At 60.6% G+C, this 26,683-nt stretch carries 26 protein-coding genes; 19 read left to right on the top strand and 7 right to left on the bottom strand.

Annotated features, from left to right (window positions below; all coding sequences use genetic code 11):
* Positions 1-363 precede the first annotated feature (363 nt).
* From DOM67_RS07245 to DOM67_RS07235, 3 genes are all read right to left on the bottom strand, one after another.
* On the bottom strand, positions 364-1,449 hold the full coding sequence (locus tag DOM67_RS07245) for a nucleoid-associated protein (protein ID WP_110674963.1): 1,086 nt from the start codon (positions 1,447-1,449) through the stop codon (positions 364-366).
* Positions 1,450-1,521: 72 nt separating this feature from the next.
* Positions 1,522-2,283 (bottom strand): ABC transporter permease, encoded by a 762-nt coding sequence (locus DOM67_RS07240; RefSeq protein ID WP_110674962.1) that lies wholly within the window; start codon positions 2,281-2,283, stop codon positions 1,522-1,524.
* Positions 2,280-3,281 (bottom strand): ABC transporter ATP-binding protein, encoded by a 1,002-nt coding sequence (locus DOM67_RS07235; RefSeq protein ID WP_110675304.1) that lies wholly within the window; start codon positions 3,279-3,281, stop codon positions 2,280-2,282. Before DOM67_RS07235 ends, DOM67_RS07240 begins: the two co-directional genes overlap by 4 nt.
* Before the next feature lie 238 nt (positions 3,282-3,519).
* Here DOM67_RS07235 and DOM67_RS07230 point away from each other — a divergent pair, with 238 nt between their 5' ends.
* Positions 3,520-4,134 (top strand): lipid-binding SYLF domain-containing protein, encoded by a 615-nt coding sequence (locus DOM67_RS07230; protein ID WP_198651748.1) that lies wholly within the window; start codon positions 3,520-3,522, stop codon positions 4,132-4,134.
* Positions 4,135-4,228: 94 nt separating this feature from the next.
* Here DOM67_RS07230 and DOM67_RS07225 read toward each other — a convergent pair whose 3' ends face one another.
* Positions 4,229-4,957: a YebC/PmpR family DNA-binding transcriptional regulator gene (locus DOM67_RS07225; RefSeq protein WP_110674961.1), complete on the bottom strand. Its 729-nt coding sequence runs from the start codon at positions 4,955-4,957 to the stop codon at positions 4,229-4,231.
* A 230-nt stretch (positions 4,958-5,187) separates the two neighbouring features.
* On the opposite strand from DOM67_RS07225, the gene dbpA reads away from it, so the two are divergent.
* The 3 genes from dbpA to DOM67_RS07210 all read left to right on the top strand — a co-directional run bounded on the left by dbpA (position 5,188) and on the right by DOM67_RS07210 (position 8,655).
* A complete protein-coding gene (gene dbpA / locus DOM67_RS07220) occupies positions 5,188-6,603 on the top strand; it encodes an ATP-dependent RNA helicase DbpA (RefSeq protein WP_232825169.1) in 1,416 nt (471 codons plus the stop codon).
* Positions 6,604-6,631: 28 nt separating this feature from the next.
* Positions 6,632-7,489 (top strand): PA4780 family RIO1-like protein kinase, encoded by an 858-nt coding sequence (locus DOM67_RS07215; protein ID WP_110674959.1) that lies wholly within the window; start codon positions 6,632-6,634, stop codon positions 7,487-7,489.
* Between the two features lie 158 nt (positions 7,490-7,647).
* Positions 7,648-8,655 (top strand): NAD(P)-dependent alcohol dehydrogenase, encoded by a 1,008-nt coding sequence (locus DOM67_RS07210; RefSeq protein ID WP_110674958.1) that lies wholly within the window; start codon positions 7,648-7,650, stop codon positions 8,653-8,655.
* A 120-nt stretch (positions 8,656-8,775) separates the two neighbouring features.
* Here the strand turns inward: DOM67_RS07210 and DOM67_RS07205 are convergent, their stop codons facing one another.
* Complete coding sequence (locus tag DOM67_RS07205) at positions 8,776-9,618, bottom strand: transporter substrate-binding domain-containing protein (protein WP_232825168.1); 843 nt, start codon at positions 9,616-9,618, stop codon at positions 8,776-8,778.
* Positions 9,619-10,128: 510 nt separating this feature from the next.
* On the opposite strand from DOM67_RS07205, the gene DOM67_RS07200 reads away from it, so the two are divergent.
* The 3 genes from DOM67_RS07200 (at position 10,129) to DOM67_RS07190 (ending at position 12,380) form a co-directional block, all read left to right on the top strand.
* Complete coding sequence (locus tag DOM67_RS07200; RefSeq protein ID WP_348627295.1) at positions 10,129-10,746, top strand: DinB family protein; 618 nt, start codon at positions 10,129-10,131, stop codon at positions 10,744-10,746.
* A 94-nt stretch (positions 10,747-10,840) separates the two neighbouring features.
* Positions 10,841-11,743, top strand: a complete 903-nt coding sequence (locus tag DOM67_RS07195) for a mechanosensitive ion channel family protein (protein ID WP_110674956.1) — start codon at positions 10,841-10,843, stop codon at positions 11,741-11,743.
* 151 nt (positions 11,744-11,894) lie between these two features.
* Positions 11,895-12,380 carry a GNAT family N-acetyltransferase gene (locus tag DOM67_RS07190; RefSeq protein WP_110674955.1) on the top strand — a complete coding sequence of 162 codons (486 nt, stop codon included), beginning with the start codon at positions 11,895-11,897 and terminating at the stop codon, positions 12,378-12,380.
* A 362-nt stretch (positions 12,381-12,742) separates the two neighbouring features.
* Here DOM67_RS07190 and DOM67_RS07185 read toward each other — a convergent pair whose 3' ends face one another.
* Positions 12,743-13,186 (bottom strand): MarR family transcriptional regulator, encoded by a 444-nt coding sequence (locus DOM67_RS07185; protein WP_110674954.1) that lies wholly within the window; start codon positions 13,184-13,186, stop codon positions 12,743-12,745.
* A 99-nt stretch (positions 13,187-13,285) separates the two neighbouring features.
* Here DOM67_RS07185 and DOM67_RS07180 point away from each other — a divergent pair, with 99 nt between their 5' ends.
* Positions 13,286-13,741 (top strand): hypothetical protein, encoded by a 456-nt coding sequence (locus DOM67_RS07180; protein ID WP_110674953.1) that lies wholly within the window; start codon positions 13,286-13,288, stop codon positions 13,739-13,741.
* Here DOM67_RS07180 and DOM67_RS07175 read toward each other — a convergent pair.
* Entirely contained in the window at positions 13,738-14,637 is a 900-nt protein-coding gene (locus tag DOM67_RS07175) for a LysR substrate-binding domain-containing protein (protein WP_110674952.1), read from the bottom strand. The genes DOM67_RS07180 and DOM67_RS07175 overlap by 4 nt on opposite strands.
* A 100-nt stretch (positions 14,638-14,737) precedes the next feature.
* Between DOM67_RS07175 and DOM67_RS07170 the strand changes: the two genes are divergently transcribed.
* The 11 genes from DOM67_RS07170 to DOM67_RS07135 all read left to right on the top strand — a co-directional run bounded on the left by DOM67_RS07170 (position 14,738) and on the right by DOM67_RS07135 (position 26,579).
* Positions 14,738-16,318: an NADH-quinone oxidoreductase subunit L gene (locus DOM67_RS07170; RefSeq protein WP_110674951.1), complete on the top strand. Its 1,581-nt coding sequence runs from the start codon at positions 14,738-14,740 to the stop codon at positions 16,316-16,318.
* The gene (locus DOM67_RS07165) at positions 16,315-18,828 is read left to right on the top strand and encodes a DUF2309 domain-containing protein (RefSeq protein ID WP_110674950.1); all 2,514 of its coding nucleotides are present in this window, start codon (positions 16,315-16,317) and stop codon (positions 18,826-18,828) included. Before DOM67_RS07170 ends, DOM67_RS07165 begins: the two co-directional genes overlap by 4 nt.
* 643 nt (positions 18,829-19,471) lie before the next feature.
* A complete protein-coding gene (locus DOM67_RS19970) occupies positions 19,472-19,795 on the top strand; it encodes an HNH endonuclease (RefSeq protein ID WP_198651747.1) in 324 nt (107 codons plus the stop codon).
* 42 nt (positions 19,796-19,837) lie between these two features.
* Positions 19,838-20,617: a hypothetical protein gene (locus DOM67_RS07160; RefSeq protein WP_198651746.1), complete on the top strand. Its 780-nt coding sequence runs from the start codon at positions 19,838-19,840 to the stop codon at positions 20,615-20,617.
* Positions 20,618-20,695: 78 nt separating this feature from the next.
* Positions 20,696-20,953, top strand: a complete 258-nt coding sequence (locus DOM67_RS19775) for a hypothetical protein (protein WP_157958809.1) — start codon at positions 20,696-20,698, stop codon at positions 20,951-20,953.
* Between the two features lie 744 nt (positions 20,954-21,697).
* Positions 21,698-23,254 (top strand): hypothetical protein, encoded by a 1,557-nt coding sequence (locus DOM67_RS19770; protein WP_157958808.1) that lies wholly within the window; start codon positions 21,698-21,700, stop codon positions 23,252-23,254.
* Positions 23,255-23,507: 253 nt separating this feature from the next.
* Positions 23,508-23,720, top strand: a complete 213-nt coding sequence (locus DOM67_RS19965) for a hypothetical protein (protein ID WP_198651745.1) — start codon at positions 23,508-23,510, stop codon at positions 23,718-23,720.
* 187 nt (positions 23,721-23,907) lie between these two features.
* Entirely contained in the window at positions 23,908-24,384 is a 477-nt protein-coding gene (locus DOM67_RS07150; protein WP_110674949.1) for an HIT family protein, read from the top strand.
* A gap of 91 nt (positions 24,385-24,475) precedes the next feature.
* Positions 24,476-25,099, top strand: a complete 624-nt coding sequence (locus tag DOM67_RS07145) for a LemA family protein (RefSeq protein WP_110674948.1) — start codon at positions 24,476-24,478, stop codon at positions 25,097-25,099.
* Between the two features lie 52 nt (positions 25,100-25,151).
* Positions 25,152-25,925 carry a TPM domain-containing protein gene (locus tag DOM67_RS07140; protein WP_110674947.1) on the top strand — a complete coding sequence of 258 codons (774 nt, stop codon included), beginning with the start codon at positions 25,152-25,154 and terminating at the stop codon, positions 25,923-25,925.
* Between the two features lie 18 nt (positions 25,926-25,943).
* Entirely contained in the window at positions 25,944-26,579 is a 636-nt protein-coding gene (locus tag DOM67_RS07135; protein WP_110674946.1) for a TPM domain-containing protein, read from the top strand.
* Positions 26,580-26,683: the final 104 nt, after the last annotated feature.

Here is a 26,683-nt window from a genome sequence, read left to right as displayed (position 1 = left end):
TCCCCCGAATGGATACGCCTCTGGTTATGCCCTTGAATAGGCGGCACGCGGCATGGACCTGCTGCGTCGAGGTTTATATCGGCGGAATTTAATTCTAATTTAAGACAAGTTTAATTAAGTAGTTTGCGAACTATTGCGCGCCTCGATGCGCAAGGACGCGCGAAGAGAGGCGATGACGATCGAGAGATCAGGCACCGTGACAGGCGGTTTGCAGGCGCGGTTGTCAGATAAGGGCATGGCGCAGAGGGGCGGTGTGCGGTGCAGGCGCGTATCAGGCGGTGGGGATGCCCGCAGCCCCCCACGAAGGCGGGCTGCGGGGCAGACTTGGGTGGCTCTGGTCTGATCTCGAAGGGCGAATGGAGACTACTGACCGCGCTGCTTGATCTGATCCTTCAACTGCCCCGGGATCTGCTTGATGATCAGGCGCTCGCGCTCTTCGTCATACTCGATGCTGTTGCCCAGCAGGTGCGAGTCGAAACTGATCGAGACGCCGGTGGCACGGCCGGTGAAGCGCTTGAACTGCTGCAGGGTGCGCTTGTCCGGCGGAATCTCGGCGGCCAGCCCGTAATCCTGGTTGCGGATGTAGTCGTAGAACGCCTTGGGCTGGGTTTCGTCGACCAGCTCGGAGAGTTCGTCCAGGGTGATCGGTTCGCCGCGCTTGGCCTGGGCGTTGGCGTAGTCGATCAGGGTGGAGGTCTTCTCGCGGCTGGCCTCTTCGTTGAGATCTTCGTGCTCGACGTAGTCGCTGAAGGCCTTGAGCAGGGTGCGGGTCTCGGCGCTGGCATCGACCCCTTCGCGGCAGCCGAGCCACTCACGAAAGGCTTCGCCGGTCTTCTTGCTGCCGCGATCCTGCACGTGGGCGATGTACTGGCGCGACTCGCCGCGCTGCCATTGGGTCAGGTCGATCCGTGCCGCCAGCATCAGCTGGCCGAGGTTGAGCTGGTCGACCTCGACGACCTGGCCGGCGGCATCGAAGCCATAACCGCGGCGCTGGTGCAGCAGCGCCAGGGTCAGAAACTCGGTCTCGCCCTGGCGATTGTGCACGCACCATAGCTGGCCGCCGACGGAGAGCTGGGCGTCGACCAGCACCAATAGGTCCTGCGCGGTCTGGGTGGTGAAGTCGGTGAAGTTCAGCTCGCCACGACGATAGCGTGTCAGCGACGCGGCGAAACGCGAGGGCGCTGGCGCGGCGGCCTGGGTGTCGGCGGCGAAGGGTACGACCTCGCTCTCATCGTCGGCGTCCGTTGCGGCCTGCGTGTCCGCTTCCTCTCCTGGCTGTTCCACAAAGTGCCCCCACGCCTTGGGCTTGGCGTGAAAGCTCTGGTTGAACGCGGCCAGCAGCGACTCCGCGGCCTCGCTGGCGGCCAGCGCCTCGCCGGCGGTGAGCGTCGCGGGGCTGTCGTCGCCGTGCTTGTCGATGCGATAGGCACAGGCTTGAAGTATCGGCATGGGGACCTCGGCGCGGTGCGTGACTCTTGGGGGGCCGCCGTGGCAGCCCCGTGACTCGGGTGGCTCAGGCGATCACGGACGCAGGCGGTAGCCGGTGCGGAAGATCCAGTTGACCACCGCCAGGCTGACGCCGAGGAACACGAATACCATGACCAGGCTCGCGACCACGCTGACGTCGCTGATGCCGTAGAAGCTCCAGCGGAAGCCGCTGACCAGGTAGACCACCGGGTTGGCCAGGGTGACCGCCTGCCACACGCTGGGCAGCATGTCGATCGAGTAGAAGCTGCCGCCGAGGAAGGTCAGCGGGGTGATGATCAGCAGCGGCACCAGCTGCAGCTTCTCGAAGCTGTCCGCCCAGATGCCGATGATGAAGCCGAGCAGGCTGAAGGTGATCGCGGTGAGCACCAGAAACAGCAGCATCATGAATGGGTGCAGGATGTGCAGATCGACGAAGAAGTTCGCCGTGCCCAGGATCACCAGCCCCAGCACCGCCGACTTCGAGGCGGCAGCGCCGACATAGCCGAGCACGATCTCGAAGTACGAGATCGGCGCCGACATCACCTCGTAGATGGTGCCGGTGAACTTGGGGAAGAAGATCCCGAAGGACGCGTTGGAGACGCTCTGGGTCAACAGCATCAACATGATCAGCCCGGGCACGATGAAGGCCCCGTAGCTGACCCCTTCGACCTCCTGGATGCGCGACCCGATCGCGGCGCCGAAGACGACGAAGTAGAGCGAGGTGGAGATGACCGGCGATACCAGGCTCTGCAGCAGGGTACGACCGGCCCGGGCCATCTCGAAACAGTAGATGGCGCGTACGGCTTGAAGGTTCATTGGCGCTCTCTGACCAGTTTGACGAAGATCTCTTCCAGTGAGCTCTGCTTGGTATGCAGATCCTTGAAGCGAATGCCGGCGGCTTCGATGTCGTTGAGCAGGGTGCTGATCGGCACCTGCCCCTGGGCGTTCGGGTCACTGGCATCGTAGGTGTAGACCAGCACGCTGCCCCCTTCATCCAGCGCCAGCGGGTAGTGCGAAAGCGCCGGCGGCACGCTCGCCAGCGGCTGCTGCAGCTGCAGGGTGAGCTGCTTGCTGCCGAGCTGACGCATCAGCGCCTGTTTTTCCCGCACCAGCACGATCTCGCCACCGTTGATGACACCGATACGATCCGCCATCTCCTCGGCTTCTTCGATGTAGTGGGTGGTGAGAATGATGGTGACGCCGCTGGCGCGCAGCTCCCGTACCACCTCCCACATGTCGCGGCGCAGCGCCACGTCGACCCCGGCGGTGGGCTCGTCGAGGAACAGGATCTCGGGTTCGTGGGCCAGCGCCTTGGCGATCAGCACACGGCGCTTCATGCCGCCGGAGAGCGTGATCAGCTTGTTCTTGCGCTTGTCCCAGAGTGACAGCGACTTCAGCACCCGTTCGATATGGGCGTCATCGGGCTTGCGCCCGAACAGGCCGCGGCTGAAGCGCACCGTGTTCCACACGGTCTCGAAGGCGTCGCTGGTCAGCTCCTGCGGAACCAGGCCGATCTTGGCGCGGGCGGCGCGGTAGGCGCTGACGTTGTCGTGGCCATCCACCAGCACCTGGCCGGCGCTGGCGTTGACCAGGCCGCAGATGATGCTGATCAGGGTGGTCTTGCCGGCGCCGTTGGGGCCGAGCAGGGCGAAGATCTCGCCACGTCGGATCTCGAGATCGACCTGCTTGAGCGCTTCGAAACCGGAGTCGTAGCGCTTGGAGAGACCGATGATCTCGATCACCGGCGCGGGCTCGGCGGCAGGCGCGCTGCTGGCCGTCGCCGGGGATGACACTGTGGCTGTGGGGTGACTCATGAGTGGCAACATCGTGGCGTGAAAGGTGACCATTGTAGGCGAAAACACGTCTCGACTGGACCCGCATCCGCCAGTCGCTAGGCAGGCACAGACAGGCGCAATGTGCCGCGGTCGTCTATAACGACACTGTCATACACGGAAATTTCATAGACCGCTGACGCGCCGGCGCCCTTACCGGTGCGGCCCGCTCGTTACCCACGCGCGGGCCGCTGGCGTCATCAAGCCAGGAGGCTCATCCATGCCACGCTCCATGCCACGTTTCATGTCCCTCTCGACGATCACCAGCCGCACCAGCGTGCTGCTGCTCGCCGCCATGCTGGGCACCACGCTGCTCTCGGCGTGTACCACCACCTCGCCGCAGGATCGCGAGAGTCAGCGCGCCGAGCGCCGTCAGCTCGATCAGGACGTAGCCAATACCCTCGACCGGCTCTATCGCGTGGCGCCGCAGTCGCGGTCGCTGGTGGATCAGGCCAAGGGCGTGCTGGTGTTCCCCGGGGTGCTCGGTGCCAGCTTCATCGTCGGCGCCAGCCATGGCGAGGGCGAACTGCTCGTGGACGGCAGCAAGGCCGGTTATTACACCACCACCAGCGGCTCGATCGGCTTCCAGGCCGGGGCTCAGTCACAGGCGGTGGTCTATCTGCTGATGACCGACAAGGCGCTCAACCGCGTGCGCAGTAACAACGACTGGTCAGTGGGTGCCAGCGCCGGCGTCGCGGTGGCGGATATCGGCGCCAACGGCCAGATCACCAACAACACTGCCAATCAGGAGGTGATCGCGTTCGTCATGAACAATCAGGGCCTCCAGGGCGGCGTCTCGCTCAACGGCGCCAAGATCTCCAAAGAACGCCCGTGATGCGCTGAGCCGGCGCCATGTTCCATGCCCTTCGGTTCGCCGGAGGGGGTTGGGCATGGCGCCGGCTCGGTCAGGCCTGGGCGAGACGCTCGGGTCAGGCTTGCTCGGGCAGCTCGGCGTTGTGGTAGACGTTCTGGACGTCGTCGAGATCGTTGAGCATGTCGATGAACTTCTCGAACTGGGCGACGTCGTCGCCTTCCAGCGGCGTGGTCGTCTGCGGCAGGAACTGGATCTCGTCGGCCTCGAAGTCGATCTCGCCGAAGGCGTCGAGCAGCGCTTGCTTGGCCTTGGCATACTCGGTATGCGGGGCGAACACGGTGATACGGCCGTCTTCGCTCTCGATATCGGTGACATCGACATCGGCTTCCATCAGCGCTTCGAGCACCGCTTCTTCGTCATCGCCGGCAAAGGCGAAGATCGCGCAGTGATCGAACATGTGGCTGACCGTGCCCTGGGTGCCGATCTTGGCCTTGTTCTTGGTGAAGCAGCCGCGCACGTCACCGTAGGTGCGGTTGGGGTTGTCGGTCAGGCAGTCGACGATGACCATGCAGTTGCCCGGGCCGAAACCTTCGTAGCGGGCGGTGGAGAAGTCCTCGCCGCCGGCCCCGGAGGCCTTGTCCAGCGCCTTCTCGATAACGTGAGAGGGCACCTGGTCCTTCTTGGCCTTCTCGATCAGGCCGCGCAGGGTCAGGTTGCCGTGGGGGTCGGTACCGCCCGACTTGGCGCAGACGTAAATCTCGCGGCCATACTTGCTGTACACCTTGGTCTTGGCGGCGGCCGTCTTGGCCATGGATTCCTTGCGGTTCTGGAAGGCCCTTCCCATCAGTCACACCTATCAGGTTGTCTACGATCAGGTTGTCTACGACGGCCGCGATTTTACTCAACCTGGCGGGGATGTTGCAGGTTTATTTACGCTTTCGTGCCAGTGACGCTGCGGGATGCCGACGCGTAGCGGCGGGCTCTGGTATCCTGCCGCCCTCCGACGACCGCCACTGCGCGGCGCCACGCGCGGCGGGAAAGCCGCGATCCGCCCTCTGTACAGGAATCCCGCTCGTGTCCGACACCGCGACCTCGACCGACTTCAGCGCACTGGCGCTGACCCCGGCGCTCAAGCACAACCTGGACTCGCTGGGCTATCACACCATGACCCCGATCCAGGCGCTGGCGCTGCCAGCGATCCTCGCCGGACGCGATGTGATCGGCCAGGGGCGCACCGGCTCCGGCAAGACCGCCGCCTTCGGCCTCGGCCTGCTCCAGGCGCTCGATATCACGCGCTTCGAGGTGCAGGCGCTGGTGCTCTGCCCGACCCGCGAGCTGGCCGACCAGGTCGCCGAAGAGCTGCGCCGGCTGGCGCGACAGCTCGCCAACGTCAAGATCCTGACGCTGTGCGGCGGGACACCGATGGGCCCTCAACTGAACTCGCTGGCCCACGGCGCCCATGTGGTGGTCGGCACCCCCGGCCGGCTCGAGGCGCATCTGTGCAAGGGCGCGCTCGATCTGGATGCGCTGCGCGTGCTGGTGCTCGACGAGGCCGACCGCATGCTCGACATGGGCTTCCAGGAGACGCTGGAGGCGATTGTCGCCGCCACGCCGAGATCGCGGCAGACGCTGCTGTTCAGCGCCACCTATGCCGATGCCGTACGCCCGGTCGCCGAGCGCCTGCTGCGCAACCCGGTCAGCCTGAGCGTGCCCGAGACGCACGGCCAGGAGAGTATCCATCAGCACTTCCACCGCATCGCCGACGAGACCGCGCGGCTGCCGGCGCTGATGCGCCTGCTGCGCCACTACCGGCCCAGTTCCAGTATCGTCTTCTGCAATACCCGCCAGGAGACCGAGACGGTGGCCCAGGCGCTGGCACAGGCGGGGTTCAGCGCCGAGGCGCTGCACGGCGAGCGCGATCAGCGTGAGCGTGACCGCCTGCTGATCCGCTTCGCCCAGGGCAGCCTGTCGATTCTGGTCGCCACCGATGTGGCGGCTCGGGGTCTGGATATCGAAGCCCTCGATGCGGTGTTCAACTATCAGCTCGCGCGGGAACTCGAATCCCACGTGCACCGGGTCGGGCGTACCGGCCGCGCCGGCGAACAGGGCACCGCCTGCACCCTGGTGAGCGAGCGCGAGACGCATCGTCTGGAGCGGCTGGCGGCGCTGCTCGCCGAGCCGCCCGAGTTCGAGCCGCTACCCAAGGGCGGCGACGAAACGCCGTTTCAGCCGGCCATGGCGACCCTCGAGATCGATGCCGGCAAGCAGCAGAAGATCCGCCCCGGCGATATTCTCGGCGCCCTGACCCGCGGCGGCGATGACGAGGGCATCGACGCCGGCCGGGTCGGCAAGATCAAGGTGACGGATCGCGTCGCCTTCGTGGCGGTGGAGCGTGAGCTCGCGCGTCGGGCCCTGGCGGTATTGAACGCCGGCAAGTTGAAAGGGCGGCGCTGTCGTGCTCGTCTGGTGGTCGATGCTGATGGTCGATAACTGTGGAAAGCGCTGAGAGCGAGGCCGCATGAAGATACCCAAACGATTGCAGCCGCTGGTGGAGGATGGCCTGATCGACGAGGTCGTCAGCCAGCTCATGAGCGGTAAGGAGGCACAGGTGTTCGTCGTGCGCTGTGGCGACGAACTGCGCTGTGCCAAGGTCTTCAAGGAGGCCAAGAGCCGCGGCTTCAAGCAGGCGGTGACCTATCAAGAGGGGCGCAAGGTGCGCAACAGCCGCCGCGCCCGGGCGATGTCCAAGAAGACCCGCTACGGCCAGCGCGAGCAAGAGTCGGCGTGGCTCAATGCCGAGGTCGAGGCGCTCTACCGTCTGGCCGCCGCCGGGGTGCGGGTGCCCACGCCCCACGGTTTCGTCGACGGCGTGCTGCTGATGGAACGCATTGCCGATGCCGACGGCGATGTCGCCCCGCGGCTGGATGATGTCGAACTCACCCCTGAGCAGGCGCTCGACTACCACCAGCGCCTGATTGGCGAGGTGGTGCGCATGCTCTGCGCCGGGCTGGTCCATGGCGATCTGTCGGAATTCAATATCCTGGTCGGTGCCGAAGGGCCGGTGATCATCGATCTGCCCCAGGCGGTGGATGCCGCCGGCAACAACAACGCGCCCTGGATGCTGGTGCGCGACGTCGACAACCTGCGCCACTATTTCGGCCGCTTCGCCCCTGAGCTGCTCGCGACCGACTACGCCAAGGAGATCTGGGCCGCCTATGAAGCCGGCGAGCTGCACCCGGAGAGCGTGCTGACGGGGCGCTTCACGCCGGATGCCTCGCGGGTCGATGTCAGCGACGTGATGCGTGTGATCGACGCCGCCCGCGAGGAGGCCGCTGAGCGCGATGCCCGCCAGCAGGAAGACGCCGACGACTGGTGAGGCGGGTGCGGGGTGAGGTGTCTACACTGGGGGCACATCGTCGTGGGGTGGTTCATCGTCGGTGGTGCCTGGCTGGCGGCGCTTCGCCGTTGGTCTTGGCGCCAGGACGTTCATCGATGTCCACTCCCAGACGTCAACCAAACCAGGAGGCTGACTTCATGCAGGTCGTTCATCTGACCGCGCCCGGCGGGCTCGACAAGCTCTCACTCGGCACCACTGACGCCCCCAGCGCCCCCGGGCCGGGCGAGATTCGTGTGCGCATTCACGCCAGCTCGCTCAACTTCCATGACTACATTGTCGCCAGCGGCGTCTCGCCGACCGAGGATGGGCGTATCCCCATGTCCGACGGTGCCGGGGTGGTCGAGGCGGTCGGCGAGGGTGTCGACGAGTTCGCCGTCGGCGATCATGTAGTCTCGACTTTCTTCCCTCAATGGCTGGAAGGACCGGCGCGAGTCGGTGACTTCAAGACCGTGCCCGGTGATGGCATCGATGGCTACGCCCGCGAGCAGGTGGTGCGCCCCTCCCACTACTTCACCCTGGCTCCGGCCGGCTACAGCCACGCCGAAGCCGCCACGCTGACCACCGCCGGGCTTACCGCCTGGCGTGCACTGGTGGTCGACGGCAGCCTCAAGCCGGGAGACAGCGTGCTCACCCTGGGCAGCGGCGGTGTGTCGATCTTCGCCCTGCAACTGGCCAAGGCGATGGGGGCGCAGGTGATCGCGACCTCCTCGTCGGATGCCAAGCTCGAACGGCTGCGTGAGCTGGGCGCCGATCACACCATCAACTACCGCGACGAGCCCGAGTGGGGCAAGCGGGTCCAGGCGCTCACCGACGGGCGCGGTGTCGACCACGTGATCGAGGTCGGCGGCCCCGGCACGCTGCCGCAGTCGATCGATGCCGTGGCGATCGCTGGCCATATCGCGCTGATCGGCGTGCTCACCGGGGTTGGCGGCGAGGTGCCCACCGCCAAGCTGATGGCCAAGCAGGCCAAGCTGCAGGGGCTGATCGTCGGCAGCCGGCGGGATCAGATCGAGATGATCCGCGCCCTCGAGGTCACCGGTCTCAAGCCGATCATCGACCGCAGCTTCGGCCTCGGCGAGATTGCGGATGCCTTCCGCTATCAGGAGTCGGGCAAGCACTTTGGCAAGATTTGCCTCGAATTCTGAGCACCACTCCCAAGTTCATGCCACTGCCAAACGACAACGCCGCCGGAGAGCTCTCCGGCGGCGTTGTCGTTCAGGCCCCTGCGCGCTGGCATGGGCCTGAACGCAGGGGCGCTGTTGATCTCACTTGCGCGAGGGCGGGCGCAGGTCGTAATCGAAGTACTGGTGCATCAGCTCGACGAAGGTGCCATCGGCGTAGACGCTATCCAGCGCCTGGTCGAAGGCCGCGGCCAGGGCCTTGTCCCGCGGGCGCACGGCGATGGCATTACCGCGGCCGAAGATCGACTCCGGTTGATCGATGCGCGGCCCCACCTGCACGTACTGGCTTTCCGGCTTGCCGAGTTCCAGCGCGTCCAGCGCCACCGGATAGTTGAGGAAGGCCAGATCGAGCCGTTGGGCTTCCAGGTCCAGGGCCACATCCGCTGCAGTGGCGTAGCGCTGGATATGGAGCTTGTCGGCATAGCGTTCGGTGATGTAGTTGTCCTGGGTGGTACCGCGCTGGACGCCGACGCTCAGCCCCTTCAGCGAGGCGGGGTCGTCGAGATCGATCGTCTCGCCGCGGCGCGCCACCCAGACCTTGGGCGACATCGCATAGGGGCGGGTAAATCGCACCTGGCGCTCCCGCGCCGGGGTGATGCGCATCGACGACATGATGGCGTCGTACTTGCGCGCGAGCAGGCCAGGGATGATGCCATCCCAGCCCTGGACCACCCACTCGCAGTCGAGCTTGGCACGCTGGCACAGGATGTTGCCGAGATCGATCTCGAAGCCCTCTAGTTCACCGGCGGCGTTGCGATACTCGAACGGCGGATAGGGTACATCGACGGCGATGCGCACGTGCTGCCCGGCTTCGGTCTTGGTGTCGGCGCTGGCGAGGGGGGCGGTGAATAGTTGCGCGCCGAACAGAGCCACGGCGGAGAACGCAAGACAAGCCAGCTCGCGAGGGGCGGAGAAACGTGGTGTCACGGAGAGATCCTTGAAGTTGTGAGGTTGTTATCGGTGCTGAACGATTGTTGTTGGTGCGGGCGGCATGCGCCCCACCCGGACAGCGTGCCGCATGCGGCACGCGATGGGAAGGCGGACACTGCCTCGGGCGTATTCCGCGAATCCGCGAGCAACGCCGCCACCTGTCGGATGGCCAAACCCGGTACGAGATCGACCTGAAAAGTCGCACGCCTTTCGAGTCGGTATTCGAATATCACGTAAATACAACACGTTGTCCATGGGGGCAGGTGTGGCACGCAAAACGTGTGAAGAGGGGCGCGGGGCGTACATTCACATCAAGAAAGATGGCCGGTGGGGGGCTCCCGCTTGGGTTGGCGTTGTTCTTGACGTGACGGTTGGTTACTGTCGGGCAACGGCCGTACTCAAGAGGGCGCTACGACCGTGATTCACGCGCAAGGGACTACTGCATGGATGGCAGCCGGCCATCACTGCATGCACAGGTAGGGGCGGTAGCGTCGCAGGATGCCTTGCTTGAGCTTTGACCCCGCGGGCTTCGGGTCTTCCGGTGCGCTCATGTCTGACGGTTCTATTCGAGAAGACGCTGTGATGACACTGAAAGATCACTTTGGGTTGCTGGCTTCCTACAATCAGTGGATGAACGCGAAGGTCTATGAGGCTGCGGGCCTTCTCTCTGCCACCGATTTAGCCGAGGATCTAGGGGCCTTTTTCGGCTCCCTTCTGGGAACGCTGAATCATCTCCTCGTTGCTGACACCATCTGGCTCAAGAGGTTTGCTGAACATCCCGCCTGCTCGATTTCGTTACGCGAGGTGATTGATCTGCCACAGCCGACCGGTCTGGATCAGATGGTCTTTGACGACCTCGATCGGCTGGCCGAGCGCCGAGTTTGGTTGGACCAGAAGATCATCGGTTGGATAGCCGGCTTGTCTGGCGATGATCTGGAACTCATTCTCACTTATCGCAATAGCAAAGGGATGACTTTCAACAAGCGGTATTCGAGCCTGGTTCTTCATTTTTTCAATCATCAAACCCACCATCGCGGCCAGGCATCTACCTTGTTGTCACAGGCCGGCAAGGAGGTGGGTGTCACTGATCTGCTGGCGCTGATTCCGGATGAAAATCATGTCTGATCAGCCGCCGCTGCCGGTCAATGTTTTCATGGCTGCACGGCCTCGAGATTGCCGCAAGGCCGTGCATTATTTTTTGGTCGCTAGGGTCTCTTAGATGAAGTCAATATTCGACAGTGTGCCTTCGGACTTTCGGCTTTTAGCGATACTGGTGACCATCATCAGTATTGCGGCTCTGGTGAACTGGGCGGTAATTGCGATCATCAATCGACTGGAATCATCCAAGTTGGCCACCGCCTCTGTCGACAAGACCGCACTCAATTTCGCCAAGCGTCTCATCTCTGTCGTGATCTATGGCGTCGGCATTGGCGCATGCCTGACACGCATCCCCGAACTCGATATCGTGGGGCATTCACTGCTGACGGGTGCCGGTATTCTCACGCTGGTCGGTGGTCTGGCATCGCAGCAAGTGCTTGGGAATATTGTCAGCGGTTTCATGATCGTCTTCTTCCGCCCATTCCGGATCGGTGACCGCATCACCGTCTCTGGCAATTACACCGGAACCGTCGAAGACATCACGCTACGAGAAACCATTCTCCGAGATGCCGAGAACAATCGAATCATTATCCCGAATTCACAGATCAGCAGTGAAGTGGTGGTCAATGCCAACCATACCGACAATAAAATCTGCAAGATCATTGAGGTGGGCGTCGGCTACTCATCGGACCTGGAGCAGGCGATGGCGATGATGCAAGACGAAATCGTCAAGCATCCGCTGATCATTGACCAGCGCACAGCAGAGCAGATACGAGATAACACCCCGATCGTCCCGGTGCGAGTCACGGCGCTCGGTGACTCTTCCATCACGCTCAGAGCCTGGGCCTGGGCAGATAGCCCTGCAAACGGCTTCGTGTTGCAGTGCGACAGCTACGCCAATGTAAAACGCCGCTTCGATGAGGCCGGCATTGAGATTCCCTTCCCCCAGCGAACGATCTCGTTTGCCGGCGGTTTGCGAGTCTACCCGCCTGCCGAAGATGCAAATGAAAAGAAGGCTCGCTAAGCCGAATATGACGACGTCTTGCAACAGCGGGAAGACAGAGATAGGTACCAATGCTATCGGATGTGGTCGATCTGGCCGAGGCATTCAGAAATTTCCGAGTACTGGTCTCCACGCGTCGTGGTGCCAACAATGATATCGCTAGGAGTATATCGTGTTTGAGGTGGTGAGAGCTGTTTTTCCTGATGACCTGCAGGATGTGCTTGATCTCTACCGTGAGTATGTGAACAGCACCTCCGTCGATCTTTCTTTTCAGGGTAATGACCAGGAGTTCAGCCGACTGGCTGAAAAGTATGGCGGCGACGAATCAAAGATTTTTCTGCTGAAAAAAGATGGCGAACCGGTCGGGTGTGCGGCATTTCGGAAGCTGAATGATACCACCTGCGAAATGAAGCGAGTGTATATCCGTCCAAACGCCCGCGGGAGTCATCAGGGGGCTAATCTGATTGACAGGGTTTTGCAAGAGGCCGTGATTAGTGGATACAAGAAGATGTGTTTGGATGTTTTGCCAGAGTTCAAGGCGGCCCTGAAGCTATACCGTTCATATGGGTTCGTTGAGCATCCTCCCGTCACGCACAATCCCGTACCAGGCACACACTTCCTGGGCTTGAATTTAGAAGACTATCAACAGAGGCTGTAGAGTCTCTGCAGTGCCTTGGATGATGTATCAGTTTCTCACGGAGCGCGTATCAATTTCTCACAAGAGTGTGACGAGAAAAAGATAAGTAGGAACGGATGGTCAAGAGGGCTTTTAACATCAATGCCATAGCTAACGGTGAGGAGGTGGGTGAGTAAGCCAGACACTCCTGCATCCATCATCACTGCCAGTCTTGCCTATCGTGACAAGCCCCGAGTCAGACCACTGACTCGGGGCTTTTTGGTTTTCGTGGCGTGGTGTTCCTCTAGTTGCCGCGCCATATCGGCTTTCGGCCGGTTGGGGCTCTCGATCGCTGGCGCGATCCTGATGTGGGCCTACGCCATCTGGGGGCATCTAAAGCTTCGTCAGCGGTCAATCGCGCCGGAGATGCGCTCGAGCACAGACAGTGTTGTCTCGAGTTCCGCCTGGGTGATGCCTGCAGAGCATGTCTTGGCCCAGCCCGACTGCTTGTCGTACAGCTTTGAATAGACCGTTTTCCCGAGGTCCGAGAGGCTGATCAGTTTTGCACGTTTATGCCCCGGATTGTCTTGGAATAACAGAAGGTTATCCTTCTGCATGGCATCCACGAGCCGCTGTACGGCTTGTCTTGTCAGCCCCATGCTGCCGGCGATCTGCGGCACGGTTTGTGGTTCTCCCGCCAGGGAAAGGGCACCCAGGATCTTCCAGCGGGCACTGGTGATGCCATATTCCGACCCCATACGGTCGCCCTCACTGACGAGGAGCCCGCCCAGCTTGAAGACTTCGAGAACAATCTCGGTGAACACCGGGCCTTTCTGAGCGTCGCTCATCGGCGATTCCTCTGGCGAATTGACAACATGTTGACAACCTCGGTTGTCGCTCGCATGATGACAACATGTTACCAACTTGCCCCGCCGGAGGAAACCAGAATGCTCATGCTCCATCGACTGGCAGCCACCCTCGCCATCTTGTGCATTGCCACGTTCTTCTCGTCGACGATTCTCGTCGAGCTGTTCGGTACGTCAGCATCCATCGCGACCGTCAAAAGCCTCATCGTGTGGCCAGGCTTGTGGGTGCTGGTGCCTTCCATTGCCCTGACCGGCGGTAGCGGTTTTGCCTTGGCGAAATCCAGAAGTGGGAAGCTCGTACGACGCAAGAAGATGAGAATGCCCTTTATTGCCATCAATGGCTTATTGGTGCTCATTCCCTGCGCCGTGTTCCTGGATCGCTGGGCATCCGCAGGCGCGTTCGATACGGCTTTCTACCTGGTGCAAGGCGCTGAATTGCTGGCCGGTGCGACCAATCTCGTCTTGATGGGCATGAACATGCGAGACGGTTTCAAGATGAGCGGTAGGTTTAGACGTTCAACGTTGGCGAACCGTTAGGCCATATCCCCCAGTGGCCCGGCCAGCAGCTCCGAGACCACTCCCGGCATGAACTCCCGCGGCAGGGTGATGGCGTAGAAGTTCTCGAAGACGTTGGGGAGCTGCTCCAGGCGCGTCAGGCGCCCCTGCTGCAGCTCGTCCTTGACCACCACCTCCGGCAGCACGCTCAGCGCACCGCTATCACGGGCCAGAAGACGCAGCATGGCCATGTCGTCGGCTTCGGCGAGAATCGTCGGCCGGTACTGGTAGAGACTGCAGTGGCCGTCGAAGGCGCGGCGAATCTCGTGGTGCTCACCGGGCAGCACCCAGCGGCTGTGTTCGAAGCCGTTAGGGAAGGGCTTGCCGGGGGAGGCGCCGGGGGGGCCGATGATCGAGAGCGGCTGGCGTGCCAGTAGCTGGCTCTGCCAGGCGGCGGCCTGCGAATGAGACGACGGCAGTTGGGTGTTGGTGAGCACTATGTCGAGTTCGTGGCGGGCCAGGCCATCGAGCAGATCAGCCATGCCGCGGGCGTGCAGGCTGAAGTGCACCCGCTGTGTCGGCTGGTGGAGCAGGGGGGCGACGAAGCTCTCGATGAAGTTACGCGACATGGTGGAGAGAGTGCCGATGCGCAGGCGCTGATACTCGGGCTCGATACCGCGGCCAATCAGCGACTCCAGCTCCTCGCCCTTGGTGAAGATCACCTCGGCATAGTTGAACACCCGGCGGCCCGCCTCGGTCAGCACCAGGGCGCGGTTGCGGCGCTCGAACAGCGGCTTGTCCATCCGTTCTTCCAGCTTGCGGATCTGCGCCGAGAGCGCGCTCTGGGAGAGGTGCAGGGAGTCCGCCACCTGGGTCAGCTTGCCTTCCCGGGCCACGCGCCAGAAGTAGTAGAGGTGATGATAGTTGAGGCGGCTCATTTCGTTCTCTTTTGTAGAACCATTCGTCAATTAATATCTATTTTAATTAAAAAACGGCTCGCCGGATACTGCACGCTCCCTGGATCAGCGGAGCCTACTCATGCACGGCAACGAGCCATTTTTCACCCTTCTGTTCACCCTGGTGCCGCTCATCCTGGCGCTGGGGGCCGTGGTCAGCGCTCGCGGCGCCACCGCGCGGGCCTGGCGCATCGGCCAGGTCACCACCAGCGCCAGTGTGATGCTGGCAGCCGCGCTACTGGCGCTGGGGCTGGTACATGGCCTGCCAGCGCTGGCCGGCTGGTGGCAGAGCGGCGTGCTGCAACTGAGCATGCTGGCGCTGGCCAACTTCATCGCCTTCGTGGTGGTGCGCTACAGCGCGACCTATCTGCAGGGCGAGCCACGCCAGCGGCGCTTCGTCGCGCTCGTCCAGGCGCTCTTCGCCGCGGTCAGCGTGGCGGTGCTCAGCGATTATCTGCCGCTGTTCCTGCTCGCCTGGCTGGGCATCAGCCTGGCCATGCACCAGCTGCTGATGTTCTACCCCGATCGCCCCCGCGCGGCCCTGGCGGCGCACAAGAAGTTCCTCTTCGCCCGCGCCGCCGAGCTCTGCGCCGTGGCTGCCTTTGTCATCCTCTACCTGGAGCACGATAGCGCGCGGATCAGCGTCATCACCGCCGCCTATGCCGTGCCCGGCCATGCCCTGAGCCTCGCCGACCAGGCCGCGGCCTGCCTGATCGGGCTGGCGGCGCTGATCAAGTGCGCCCAGCTACCGCTGCACGGCTGGCTGATCCAGGTGGTCGAGGCGCCGACCCCGGTGTCGGCGACGCTGCACGGCGGGGTGATCAACCTCGGTGGCTACCTGCTGCTGCTGTTCTCGCCGCTGCTGCTGCAGTCGGCCCCGGCCCAGGCGCTGGTGCTGGCGGTGGCTGGCGTCAGCAGCGTGTTGGCGGCACTGGTGATGATGACCCGCGTCAGCGTCAAGGTGCGCCTGGCCTGGTCGACCAGCGCCCAGATGGGTCTGATGCTGGTCGAGATCGCCCTCGGGCTGACCGAACTGGCGCTACTGCACCTGCTCGCCCACTCCTGCTACAAGGCCTACGCCTTCCTCAGTTCCGGCGAGGCGGTGGCCGAGGATCTGCTGCGCCGCCAGGCCCCCGCCCGCAGCCCCTCTCCGGGCCAGTGGCTCGCGGCCTTCCTGATCAGCGCCGCGCTGGTGAGCGGCGTGGTGGTGCTGGCGCGCAGCCTCAGTACATCGCCTGCCTTCGCCGCCTATAGCCCCTGGGTGCTGGTCACCCTGGCTCTGACCGTGATGCTGGCTGAGCGCCGCAGCGAACGCAGTGCGGACGCCCTCGGCAGCTTCCTCGGCCTGGCCGTGCTGGTGGTGCTCGCCTATGTCGGCCTCAAGACGCTGTTCGTCACGCTGCTCCCCGCCACCGGGCACAGCGTCTCGCCCTGGGCGGATCTGTGGGTGAGCGTGCTGTTCGTGCTGCTCTTCGCCGGCTACTGGCTACAGCGCCATGGGCTGCACTACCGCGCCTCGCAGACGCTCAACCGCTACTGCTACGCAGGCTTCTACCTCGATGAATGGGTCACCCGTAAAACCCTCAAGCTCTGGCCCCACGCGCTGCCCGGCCGAATCAAGGCCAAGCAGCATCACACCGTCTCTCGCGGGAGTTCCCTATGATGAGTCTCGATACCTCTCGAATCGCACGGATGGCCGGCGCGGACGACGTCGCGCCGCTCACCGAGAATCAGATCGCCGCGCTGGATCGTGCCTGTGCGCGTATCGCTCCGAGCTGGCCGCTGGATCGGCTGATCGCGGTGAGCCCCTACTGGACCCAGCGCGGTGAAGATGCTGCCACGGTCTCGGCGCGCCTCTCGGCGCTGGGCAACGTCCAGGGGTTGATGCCGCCGAGCCACTATCTGGCGGCGTGGCAGCGCGGTGAGATCACCGAGGCGCACCTGAGCGAGGCCGCCGCAAGGCTCGACTACCGCGGCCCCTATCGCAATCTGCTGGCGGTGGTCGACGAGCTGAGCCGCTTGCCCCACTGGCACAACATCAGCGATCTGATCGATGCCCGCCGTGACCGCCTGAACCAGATGGCCTGGCGCGACGAGATCACCCATCAGATCAGCCAGTTCTGCGCCGCCTACTATCAGGCGGACGGGCCGCTCAACGCCGAGCGCTTGAAGGCGCCCAGCGACATGCGGCTCTATCAGCACTGGCGCGAGATGACCCTCAAGGATCGCGGCATCGCCATCCTGATGGGCGAACCGCGGCTGCGGCGCTACTTCCAGACCCTGCCGGAGAGCGAAGAGAGGCTGTTCCAGGCCGCCATCGCCGAGCTGGATGTGGCCACCGGCCAGCTCGAGAGCTACGCCCAGGCGCTGCTGCTCGATATCAACGGCTGGGCCAGTTGGGTCGCCTATCAGGATTGGCAGCAGGGGCTGGAGGCGTCCCCCCGTGAGGGGCAAGAGGAGACTCAGCACGAGGGCCAGTTCGCGGGCCCGCCGTCGGATATGCGCAGCCTGCTGGCGATACGCCTGGCCTGGGAGCTGGTGCTGTGGCGCTATACCCGGGCGGAACAGCCGGAGCAGGCCGAGCGCCTGAATCGGTTATGGCACGCTGAACTGGTGGCGCTGCCATCGCGGATCGAGCACCACCAGCGCGCGCAGCAACCACTGTGGGTGTGGCAGCTCGCCAGCGAGCTGGCCTATCAGCAGCCGCTGCATCATGCGCTGCGGCAGGCCGCGGGGGTCGCCTCCGAACAGGCGCAGACGCCGCGGCTGCAGGCGGTGTTCTGTATCGATGTGCGCTCGGAACCGATGCGCCGGTCACTGGAGCGCCAGAGCCCGGCGATCCAGACCCTGGGTTTCGCCGGCTTCTTCGGCCTGCCGCTGGCGCACCAGCAGGGCGGTACCGCGCTGGCCCAGCCGCATCTGCCGGGGCTGCTGGCGCCCCAGGTGATGCTCAAGAGCGAACCGAACACGGGTACGACATATACGGCGCAACGGCTGAACTGGCAGGCACGCCTGCAGGATTGGAGCCGCACGGCCAGCGCCAGTTTCACCGCGGTGGAGGCGGGCGGGCTGCTCTATGCCGGCAAGCTGCTGCGCCGCTCGCTGGAAGCCAAGTCCCGGCGCCAGCCGCTCGCCATGGATACGCTGAGCTGGCACTGGCGCGGCAGCGGTGAGTCTCTGAGCCTGGCCGACAAGGCCGCGCTCGCCCGCAGCGTGCTGGTGGGCATGGGGTTGACCGAGCACATCGCCTCTCGGGTACTGCTGGTGGGGCACGGCAGCCACAGTAGCAACAACCCGCACGCCGCGGGGCTCGAGTGCGGCGCCTGCGGCGGCCAGTCCGGGGAGGTCTCGGTGCGCGCCCTGGCGCGGCTGCTCAACGACCCCGCGCTGCGCGAGGCGCTGGCGGAAGACGGACTGGTCATCCCCCAGGAGACGCGCTTCGTGCCGGCGCTGCACCACACCATCACCGACCGGCTCGAACTGCTGGAGGCCGAGACGGACGCCCAGGTGCTGGGTGAAGAGATGCGCACCTGGCTCCAACGGGCCGGCGAGCAGGCCCGGCGCGAGCGCGCCCCGCAGCTCGGCCTCGCGGCCGATACCCCCGAACTCGAGCAGACCCTGGACCGCCGTGGCGCCGACTGGTCGCAGACCCGCCCCGAGTGGGGGCTGGCTAACAACGCCAGCTTCATCGCCGCCCCGCGACGCTGCACCGCGCTGCTCGATCTCGCCGGGCGCAGCTTCCTGCACGACTACGACTGGCGCACGGATAGCGACTTCGCCCGGCTGGAAGCGATCATGACCGCACCCCTTGTGGTCGCCCACTGGATCAACATGCAGTACAACGCCTCGGTCACCGATAACCGCAAGTTCGGCAGTGGCAACAAGGTGCTGCACAACGTGGTCGGCGGGCATATCGGGGTGTTCGAAGGCAACGGCGGCGATCTGCGCATCGGCCTGCCGCTGCAATCGCTGCACGACGGCGAACGCTGGCATCACGAACCGCTGCGCCTGAGCGCCTACCTCGCCGCGCCCCCGGAAGCTATCGCCGAGATCGTCGCGTGCCATGAGGTGTTGACATCGCTGACGCACAACGGCTGGTTGCATCTGTTCGCGCTGGATGATCAGAGTGGCGAAGTACTCGCTTACTGTGGCGGGCAGTGGGTCAGTAGCTAAAGGTAAGATTCGGCTAGAAAACTCGCGTCATCAGGGGAAGCTCCGGGCCACTAGCTCGGGGCTTTTCTCTTTTTGGGGCGTTTTCGCTGAGCCGGTATCCGCTTGCGTTGCGGAGTCCCTGGAGGCTGGATCTCAAAGCGGCGCATTGTGCGTCTATTACGACCCACAACGTTTTGCATCCGTCATGATGAGTGAATAATCTTGTTGTTCAAGATCTCTTGCGTGGCTAGGTGGAATAGTCTCTTAGCTGAATGCTAGCACTACTGCATGAATGGCAAGGCGCCATCACCTCATGCCCAGGTAGGGGCGGTAGCGTGGCCAGGCATTAGATTCTCTCGGTGCGCGGGCTGTAGCGTTTTACCCGCATGATGGCCTTCACAAGATCTATCAGCTTGGGTGGTTTGCTCTGCGCATCCATACATTGATGCCCGAGTTGCTGTGTTTGTATACAGTATTATTGGGTCTGGCAAGATGCGTAAGCGCGCGAATTCGGCATGGGTGGCCGAGCTGTTTGGAGAAGCCTTTTTATCAAGGGGTTAGGTACAAATGGTGCGCTCGATAATGTTGTTGAACGTGCTGGTGCGTTCAAGTCACTAAGCGAGCGCGCTGTATAATCACTGTTATGCAAAATGGAGTTGACCTTTTGAGAAGCGATTTGGAAAAACGATGTTTGCTTTGTGACGAAGTGATTTCCGCAGAAACCGATTCTCGTGAACACTTGATCCCCAACTCTATTGGTGGGAGGAAAAAGGTCTCAGGCTTTCTGTGTGTGGGCTGCAACTCAAAATCTGGTGATAACTGGGATTCTGTACTGGCGCGCCAAATGAACCCATTGAGTCTGTTTTTCCGCATTAACAGAGAGCGTGGTGATGCACCTTCTCAGAAGTTTCAAACCACCAGCGAAGATGAATGGGTGCTCAATGTTGATGGGTCACTCGATTTGCCAAAACCTATTTTCAAAGAGTAGAAGAATGAAAAGGGCGTAGAGATTAACATTTCCGCGAGGAACATGGATGAAGCAAAAAGGATGCTGAAAGGTGTCGCTAGGAAATACCCTCAACTTGATGCTGATGAACTACTTAAGAAAGCTCAGGCGAAATCCAGTTATTCTCAGGATCCAATTAAGTTCAACTTGTCCTTCGGTGGTCTAGATGCAGGACGCTCATTTGTCAAAACAGCGCTTGCGTTGATCTCTACAACTGGCGTGAGCGTGAGAGAATGCGAGCATGCCATCCAGTTTCTAAAGGAAAAAGAATCTGAGTCGTGTTTTGGCTATTACTACGAGAAGGATTTAGTGCTCAAAAGGCCCGATGGAGTTCCAATTCACATTGTCCATGTTAATGGCGATCCAGAAAGCAATCTCATTCGTGGATACGTCGAATACTTCGGTGTAATGCGTGTTGTCATGTGTCTGTCGAGCAGTTACGCAGGAAATGCATTCTCGGCAACTTATTCGATTGATCCAACCAAAGGTAAGGAGCTGGATCTCGATGTTGACTTAGACTTGACATCCGCTGACATTCGGAAGGCATATGACTATGAGAAGTGGGATGGCAATGCCGTTGAGAAGGCTATGGGTGCAGTTATAGGCCCGGCACTGGAAGCCCAACATAAAGAAGAAAGGGAAAGAGTTTTGGAGGAGGCGGTTCGGTACGCATTTGCCAATTGCGGAGCAAAAGAAGGTGAAGTAATAACCGAAGAGCAGCATAACCGTTTGGTCGGCCTGCTATGGGAAAAACTGGAACCATGGGTATTAAACCAGCTGATTGGTCGGCATAGGCGTGATTAGGCATAACAAGTTGCTGCACGCGGATAAATTACTCGCTGCGCTCATAATTTACCGGTGAGCAAGGCGTTAGGAGAGCACATGAATATGTTTGATGATAGTGAAATTATCGTAACTGTTTATGACGGAAAGGAAATTAAAATTCCCTATAAAAACGTAAAGAATCTTCAAGAATGCTTTGGTGTACATCCTATTGATGTTGGTGGCATGTCAATAGCTGGCCCCAAAAAAGAATACGTAAAGATAGAAACATTTGACGGAAAAACGTTTGAAATCCCGCGAGCTTCAGGGAACGACACAGAAATTCTAAGCTTTGTACTTAGGTGGCGGAAGCGCTAACCCTTCGCTTAAGTGGGGCGCGCCAAAAGCCGCGTGCCTTACCTTTACGTTAGGAGATGAGTTTTGCTCTATAGCTTTGAGTTCGCAAAGAGGCTCATCGAGGCAGCAGAGTCGATGTTCCGTGATGGAGCCGAAAAGGATGAGGCTGGCCGCACTGTTCTGTATTTGAGCTGTTTGTCATGTGAAATCAGCCTAAAAGCTCTTCTCGAACACTCTGGCTACTCATCAAAGGAGTTGAAGAAGTTGTCTCACGACCTATCGAGGTTATTGTATGAAGTCAGTTCTTGCACTGTTGCCTCAACTGGCGAAAGGGCTTCTTACATCAGGTCGAAAAGGGTGATTCCAGAGACCGCTAATGGCACAGTCGGGACGTTACTTGAGTCAGAGATGTCGGGCGGTTCCGTTTATCCAAACGAGATACGTTATGGAAGTGCAGTGCGGCATTATCCTCCAGAGGCAATGCTGAACTGTGCAAAAACAGTTAGTGATTGGTGCATTCAACATGACGGGAGCCTTGTCCGTGCGCAAACCTCCTAACAATTCGCAGCAGTTCGCGGCCTATGGCCGCCGGACGTCCCTGACGGGCCGCCGCTGTGCTCCGCGGTATGAGTCTGAATGAAGCACCATTCGAGCATATTAAAAAGTTTAAACATTCACTTAAGTTAGGTCTAGGGATTTGAATTGAGATATATAATCCTGCTAATCGTAATGACGTTACTGATGCTTGGGTCGGTGAGTGCTGATGTGGGCAAGATCACCCCGTGGCTTTTGGGTATTAACTTTACGATAGCGATATTTTCTATTAACTTTACTTTTTTTGGTTATCAGCTTTCCAAATACAAAGCGATATACAGCGAGATAACGACAAGACAGTGGTTCAACGTTGTTGCGTTATTGACTTTTCCCCTTTTTCCTCTAATCTGTTTTTTAATCATGCCCGAACACTTTGGAAAAATAGCGTTGTGGGTACTTCCTATCTTGATTTTCTCTTCTATAGATAATGCAGTTCTGACAACTAGATACCTAAGCGCTAAAAAATTTATTGAAGACTCTATCAGCGAAAACACCATATCCCGATACCTAGAGCAGCTGTCTATACAAATAAAGTCTGAAGTAGAAATACATCAGGGTTATTTGAAAGATGGGGGTAAGTATCAAATACCCATACATGCCTATGATTTCGAGCCCAGCACGCTAGGGATTGAGCCAAATGATATATGGGACTCAACGACTATCATAACAAACTTGGCCGTCGAGAATAATGACTATCCAATTTTTCGGCAGTCATTAAATGCAATCCTAAAGCTTGTCGTAAGATTCTACTCGTTCAAATTTAAAGGCGCGGATTCTTATAAAATAGATGCTGGAATAAAATATATAGCCAGAAAAAGACTGCGTTCAATTATCGTTTCTGTGGTTGAGAAGGATCAGAGCGGTATATTTTTCCAATCACTATCGAGTGATCTGTGTGATTTTTTAATGAAAGATGAGGTGCTTCACAAGCCATGTTCAGATTTAGCAAGATCTATTGCGTCTGATTCCGTATGGATTGCTAAAAAAATGCTCGAATCACATAGTGTTGTAGAGCCGATAAAAGTACTGAACACTATTCATAGAATGGCTGAAGTTAATATTTACGAGATGGAGAATGCAGTTTCTGAGAATGATCTGGAACAGCTCGATAAATACAACATATCAGCTTACGCTTATGATATTAAGGAGCTAGGTGTCTCTGCTCTTAATAATGGTAATTCTCATTTTGCATATAGATGCATGGAAAGCCTTTCGTATCTTGGATGCAATTCTGCTAAATTAAAGTCCACGCAGACGGTTGTGGCTGTTTTTGAGTCCATTGTTCAGTTAGGCCGACTGGCTAGAAACTTGAAAATAGGCTGCTTTTGGTCTCGCTGCTTGATTCCTGCTGAAAGCCATGCTGAAGAATTTATGGGTCATATATTGACTTGGCTGGTACAGGATATTGAGCCTGACGGGAACTTCTTTATGAAGGGTTATGCTGAGCAGGCGTATTCTCGTATTCGAGGGTTTAAGTGTTCAATTAAGCCAAAAGCAAATAGCAATACGTGCTTCTGGATAGAGGAATTAAAAAAAGATGGTAAAAAAATACCTCATATAGAATATGAATCAGGCATGTATGGGTATGGTGGAAATTCGGATTATTCGGATTGTTCAAATTTGAAAGAATATGTCCTACATGGAATTGGGTCTGAAAGCACTTCGATGATATCTCATGGCACACCTATACCGTTGAATATAGAGTCTGATGGCGGTGAAGAAAGTTGAATCGAACAACACATAACAAAGCGCTGTTGTCGGACAAATTTTTCGCTGCGCTTCAAATTTGCCGCAAAGCGCGGCGTTAGGTCTCACTATGGATGATCGTGCATTTCAAGGCCTCGAAATATTCCTGCGGAAGATTCCGGGCATCTCTTCTCCGCTCAGTTACGGATACTCGTCAGACGGTCAATGGTAGGTTAAGTTCACTATCGATATTGATAATCCATATTCTTGGCAAGTCGTGCAAGAGTTGGGTCGCATGTTGAATTACTTTCCATTGAATGAGCGTCTTCCTGCGGTATTTAAACCTGTTTCGCCACCGCCGTGCTTGAATGGTGGTCCAAGAGATTTTTTATCTTGGGTAATTGAGTGCTCAGACAAAGATTTCAAGCCCGGTGCTATTGCTAAATGGCTCGAAGGGCGCATGCTACAACCTGTTGATGATACAACGCAGTGGGAACTGGACGAGTAGTGAAGCCTAACTAGTGGTTCAAACCATTCGCTGCACTCGCTGGGACGCGCTAAAGCCTGTTCCTTAATCAAACGTTATGGCTTCGCGCTTGGCCACCGGGCGTCTGCTCCCAAAGCGCCATGGTCTATCTTGTCCCTCATCGCCAGAGATCGGTGCGTTCGCGCCGAGATGAAAGGACTAAACCCTCATGAGCTGTCTCTTTTGTGACATGGTGGCCGGGCGCGCGCCCTGTCATCGAATTTGGGAGGATGAGCGGCATCTCGCTTTTCTCTCCATCTTCCCCAATACCCGTGGCTTCAGCGTGGTGATCCCCAAGGCGCATCGCGGTAGCTATGCCTTCGACCAGGAAGATGCGGTGCTGCGTGAGCTGATCGTGGCGACCAAGCAAGTGGCCAGGCGGCTGGATCGGGCATTGGAGGGCGTGGCCCGCTGCGGCATGTTCTTCGAGGGTTACGGCGTCGACCATCTCCACGCCAAGCTGTTTCCCATGCACGGTACCGGCGCCGGTGCGGGCTTCCAGCCGATCGAGTCGCGGGTGGATAAGTATTTCGAGCGCTACGAAGGATATCTCTCCTCCCACGACTACCGGCGTGCCGACGATGCCGAACTGGCCCGGCTTGCGGCGTTTATTCGTGAGGCCGACAGCGACACTCAGGGGGAGTGAGTCGGGGAGATGTACAGCGCCGGCTGCCGCGGGTACGGTAGGGCCTCCTTATCCTTGATCCTTTCCTGTCCTGTCTGCGAGAGCGTATCTCATGTCCCATCCTGCTGATCCCCGTCGCTTTGCCGTGGCCTACTCGTGGCGCTGGCTGGCGCTTTTGTGTCTGGTGCTGGCCCTGTCGGGCTGCGGCGTCAATAACATCCCGACCCTGGACGAGAAGGTGAAGTCGGCCTGGGCCCAGGTCGAGAACCAGTACCAGCGCCGGGCGGATCTGATCCCCAATCTGGTCGAGACGGTGAAGGGCTACGCCCAGCAGGAGAAAGAGACGCTGACCGCGGTGACCGAGGCGCGCGCCAAGGCTACCTCGATCCAGGTCGATGCCGATACTCTCAACGACCCGCAGACGCTCAAGCGCTTCGAGCAGGCCCAGAGCCAGCTGACCGGGGCGCTGAGCCGTTTGATGGCGGTCTCCGAGCGCTATCCGGATCTCAAGTCCAACCAGAACTTCCTGGCCCTGCAGTCGCAGCTGGAAGGGACCGAGAATCGCATCGCCGTGGCGCGACGCGACTTCATCCAGGCGGTGCAGGCCTACAACACCGAGATTCGAACCTTCCCGGGCAAGATCTGGCACAGCCTGCTCTACAGCGACATGCCGATCCGCGAGACCTTCGAGGCCACCAGCCCGAACGCCGACCAGGCACCCCAGGTCAAGTTCTGAGGTGCCAGTGGACCTTCGAGCCCGCCTTTCTTACTGCCACAGGAGCGCGCCCATGCGACACGCGATCTCGCTGACACTCGCCGTCTGGCTGGCGCTGTTCGCCGCGGTCGCGGTGGCAGCGCCGGATTTCCCCGAACTCACCGGGCGCGTGGTGGACAACGCCAAGCTGCTCGATGCCGGCACCACGAGCCAGCTCGACGCGATGCTGAAGGCGCATGAAGAGGCCACCGGCGAGCAGGTGGTGGTGGTCACGCTGCCCGATCTGCAGGGCGAGACCATCGAGCAGTACGGCTATCAGCTGGGGCGCCACTGGGGCATCGGCCAGAAGGGTGAGGACAACGGCGCGCTGCTGATCGTGGCGATGGCCGAGCGCAAGGCGCGGATCGAGGTTGGCTACGGGCTCGAGGGCCGGCTGACCGATGCCGAGTCCTCGCGGATCATCAACCAGGTGCTGCTGCCGGCGTTCAAGCAGGGCCAGTTCGCCGCCGGCATCGTCGACGCCAGCCGGGCGATCATCCAGACTCTGGGCGGCGACCCGGGGGCCCGCGCCAGCACACCCAAACCCCAGCGTGACGAATCGCACCACCTGGGCGGCGCCGGGCTCTGGTTCGGGCTGCTGTTCTTCATCGTTATGCTGATCGTGCGTGGCGGTGGTGGGGGTGGCGGCGGAAGTCGCCGGCGGCGTCGGCGCGGCGCCATGGGCGGCGTGCTGCTGGGCGGCGGTCTGGGTGGTGGCTTCGGCGGTGGCGGCTTTGGCGGCGGCGGCGGTGGCTTCAGTGGTGGTGGTGGCGGATTCGGGGGCGGTGGCGCCTCCGGTGGCTGGTAACGAGCGAGGCGAGGGCAGATGACGCTACTCAATGAACGCGAGCGGCAGCAGGTAGGCGAGGCGATCACCCGCATCGAACGTGATACCGACGCCGAGATCGTCACCGTGCTGGCGCGCCAGGCGGATGACTACACCTATATTCCGCTGCTGTGGGCCGGGCTGGCGGCGCTGCTGGTGCCGGGGGCCGTGGCGGTGGTAGCCAGCTGGCTGGGGCTGATCGCCGGTTTCGGTGCCTGGTCCCTGCTGCTGGTGCAGTGGGTGCTGTTCAGCCTGCTGGCGGTGGCGTTTCGCTGGCCGCCGCTGCTGACCCGGCTGATCCCGCGCCGGGTGCGCTTCTGGCGCGCGGCCAATCTGGCCCGGCGGCAGTTTCTGGAGCAGAACTTGCACCGTACCGAGGCCGGGACCGGCATGCTGATCTTCGTCTCGGAGGCGGAGCGCTACGTGGAGATCCTGGTCGATCATGGCATCTCTCAACGCCTCGACGACGGCGAGTGGGGGCAGATCGTCGAACGCTTCACCGCACAGGTGCAGGGCGGGCGCACGCTCGCGGGCTTCCTCGACTGCATCGAGGCCTGCGGCGAGCGTCTCAAGGTCCACCTGCCGGCGACCCATGAGCGCAACGAGTTGCCCAACCGGCTGATCGTGCTGGAGTGAGCGGTCGAGCTGCCGCTATCCGGCTCTCGCGATTCGCTCATCCATACTGTCATACCTCCATACCGGGCCTGAAACGCAGACGCCACCGCAAGTGCGGTGGCGTC

This window comes from Salinicola sp. RZ23, from assembly GCF_003206675.1.
Taxonomy (GTDB): Bacteria; Pseudomonadota; Gammaproteobacteria; order Pseudomonadales; family Halomonadaceae; genus Salinicola; species Salinicola endophyticus.
Note: the sequence above shows the minus strand (reverse complement) of the source record. Positions and strands in the feature narration are given on the sequence as shown.

Coding starts and splice junctions, on each gene's coding strand:
- DOM67_RS07245 (WP_110674963.1), bottom strand. CDS start 1,449: ATGCCGATACTTCAAGCCTGTGCCTATCGCATCGACAAGCACGGCGAC.
- DOM67_RS07240 (WP_110674962.1), bottom strand. CDS start 2,283: ATGAACCTTCAAGCCGTACGCGCCATCTACTGTTTCGAGATGGCCCGG.
- DOM67_RS07235 (WP_110675304.1), bottom strand. CDS start 3,281: ATGAGTCACCCCACAGCCACAGTGTCATCCCCGGCGACGGCCAGCAGC.
- DOM67_RS07230 (WP_198651748.1), top strand. CDS start 3,520: ATGCCACGCTCCATGCCACGTTTCATGTCCCTCTCGACGATCACCAGC.
- DOM67_RS07225 (WP_110674961.1), bottom strand. CDS start 4,957: ATGGGAAGGGCCTTCCAGAACCGCAAGGAATCCATGGCCAAGACGGCC.
- DOM67_RS07215 (WP_110674959.1), top strand. CDS start 6,632: ATGAAGATACCCAAACGATTGCAGCCGCTGGTGGAGGATGGCCTGATC.
- DOM67_RS07210 (WP_110674958.1), top strand. CDS start 7,648: ATGCAGGTCGTTCATCTGACCGCGCCCGGCGGGCTCGACAAGCTCTCA.
- DOM67_RS07195 (WP_110674956.1), top strand. CDS start 10,841: ATGAAGTCAATATTCGACAGTGTGCCTTCGGACTTTCGGCTTTTAGCG.
- DOM67_RS07185 (WP_110674954.1), bottom strand. CDS start 13,186: ATGAGCGACGCTCAGAAAGGCCCGGTGTTCACCGAGATTGTTCTCGAA.
- DOM67_RS07180 (WP_110674953.1), top strand. CDS start 13,286: ATGCTCATGCTCCATCGACTGGCAGCCACCCTCGCCATCTTGTGCATT.
- DOM67_RS07175 (WP_110674952.1), bottom strand. CDS start 14,637: ATGAGCCGCCTCAACTATCATCACCTCTACTACTTCTGGCGCGTGGCC.
- DOM67_RS07170 (WP_110674951.1), top strand. CDS start 14,738: ATGCACGGCAACGAGCCATTTTTCACCCTTCTGTTCACCCTGGTGCCG.
- DOM67_RS07165 (WP_110674950.1), top strand. CDS start 16,315: ATGATGAGTCTCGATACCTCTCGAATCGCACGGATGGCCGGCGCGGAC.
- DOM67_RS07160 (WP_198651746.1), top strand. CDS start 19,838: ATGGATGAAGCAAAAAGGATGCTGAAAGGTGTCGCTAGGAAATACCCT.
- DOM67_RS19775 (WP_157958809.1), top strand. CDS start 20,696: ATGAATATGTTTGATGATAGTGAAATTATCGTAACTGTTTATGACGGA.
- DOM67_RS19965 (WP_198651745.1), top strand. CDS start 23,508: ATGTTGAATTACTTTCCATTGAATGAGCGTCTTCCTGCGGTATTTAAA.
- DOM67_RS07150 (WP_110674949.1), top strand. CDS start 23,908: ATGAGCTGTCTCTTTTGTGACATGGTGGCCGGGCGCGCGCCCTGTCAT.
- DOM67_RS07145 (WP_110674948.1), top strand. CDS start 24,476: ATGTCCCATCCTGCTGATCCCCGTCGCTTTGCCGTGGCCTACTCGTGG.
- DOM67_RS07140 (WP_110674947.1), top strand. CDS start 25,152: ATGCGACACGCGATCTCGCTGACACTCGCCGTCTGGCTGGCGCTGTTC.
- DOM67_RS07135 (WP_110674946.1), top strand. CDS start 25,944: ATGACGCTACTCAATGAACGCGAGCGGCAGCAGGTAGGCGAGGCGATC.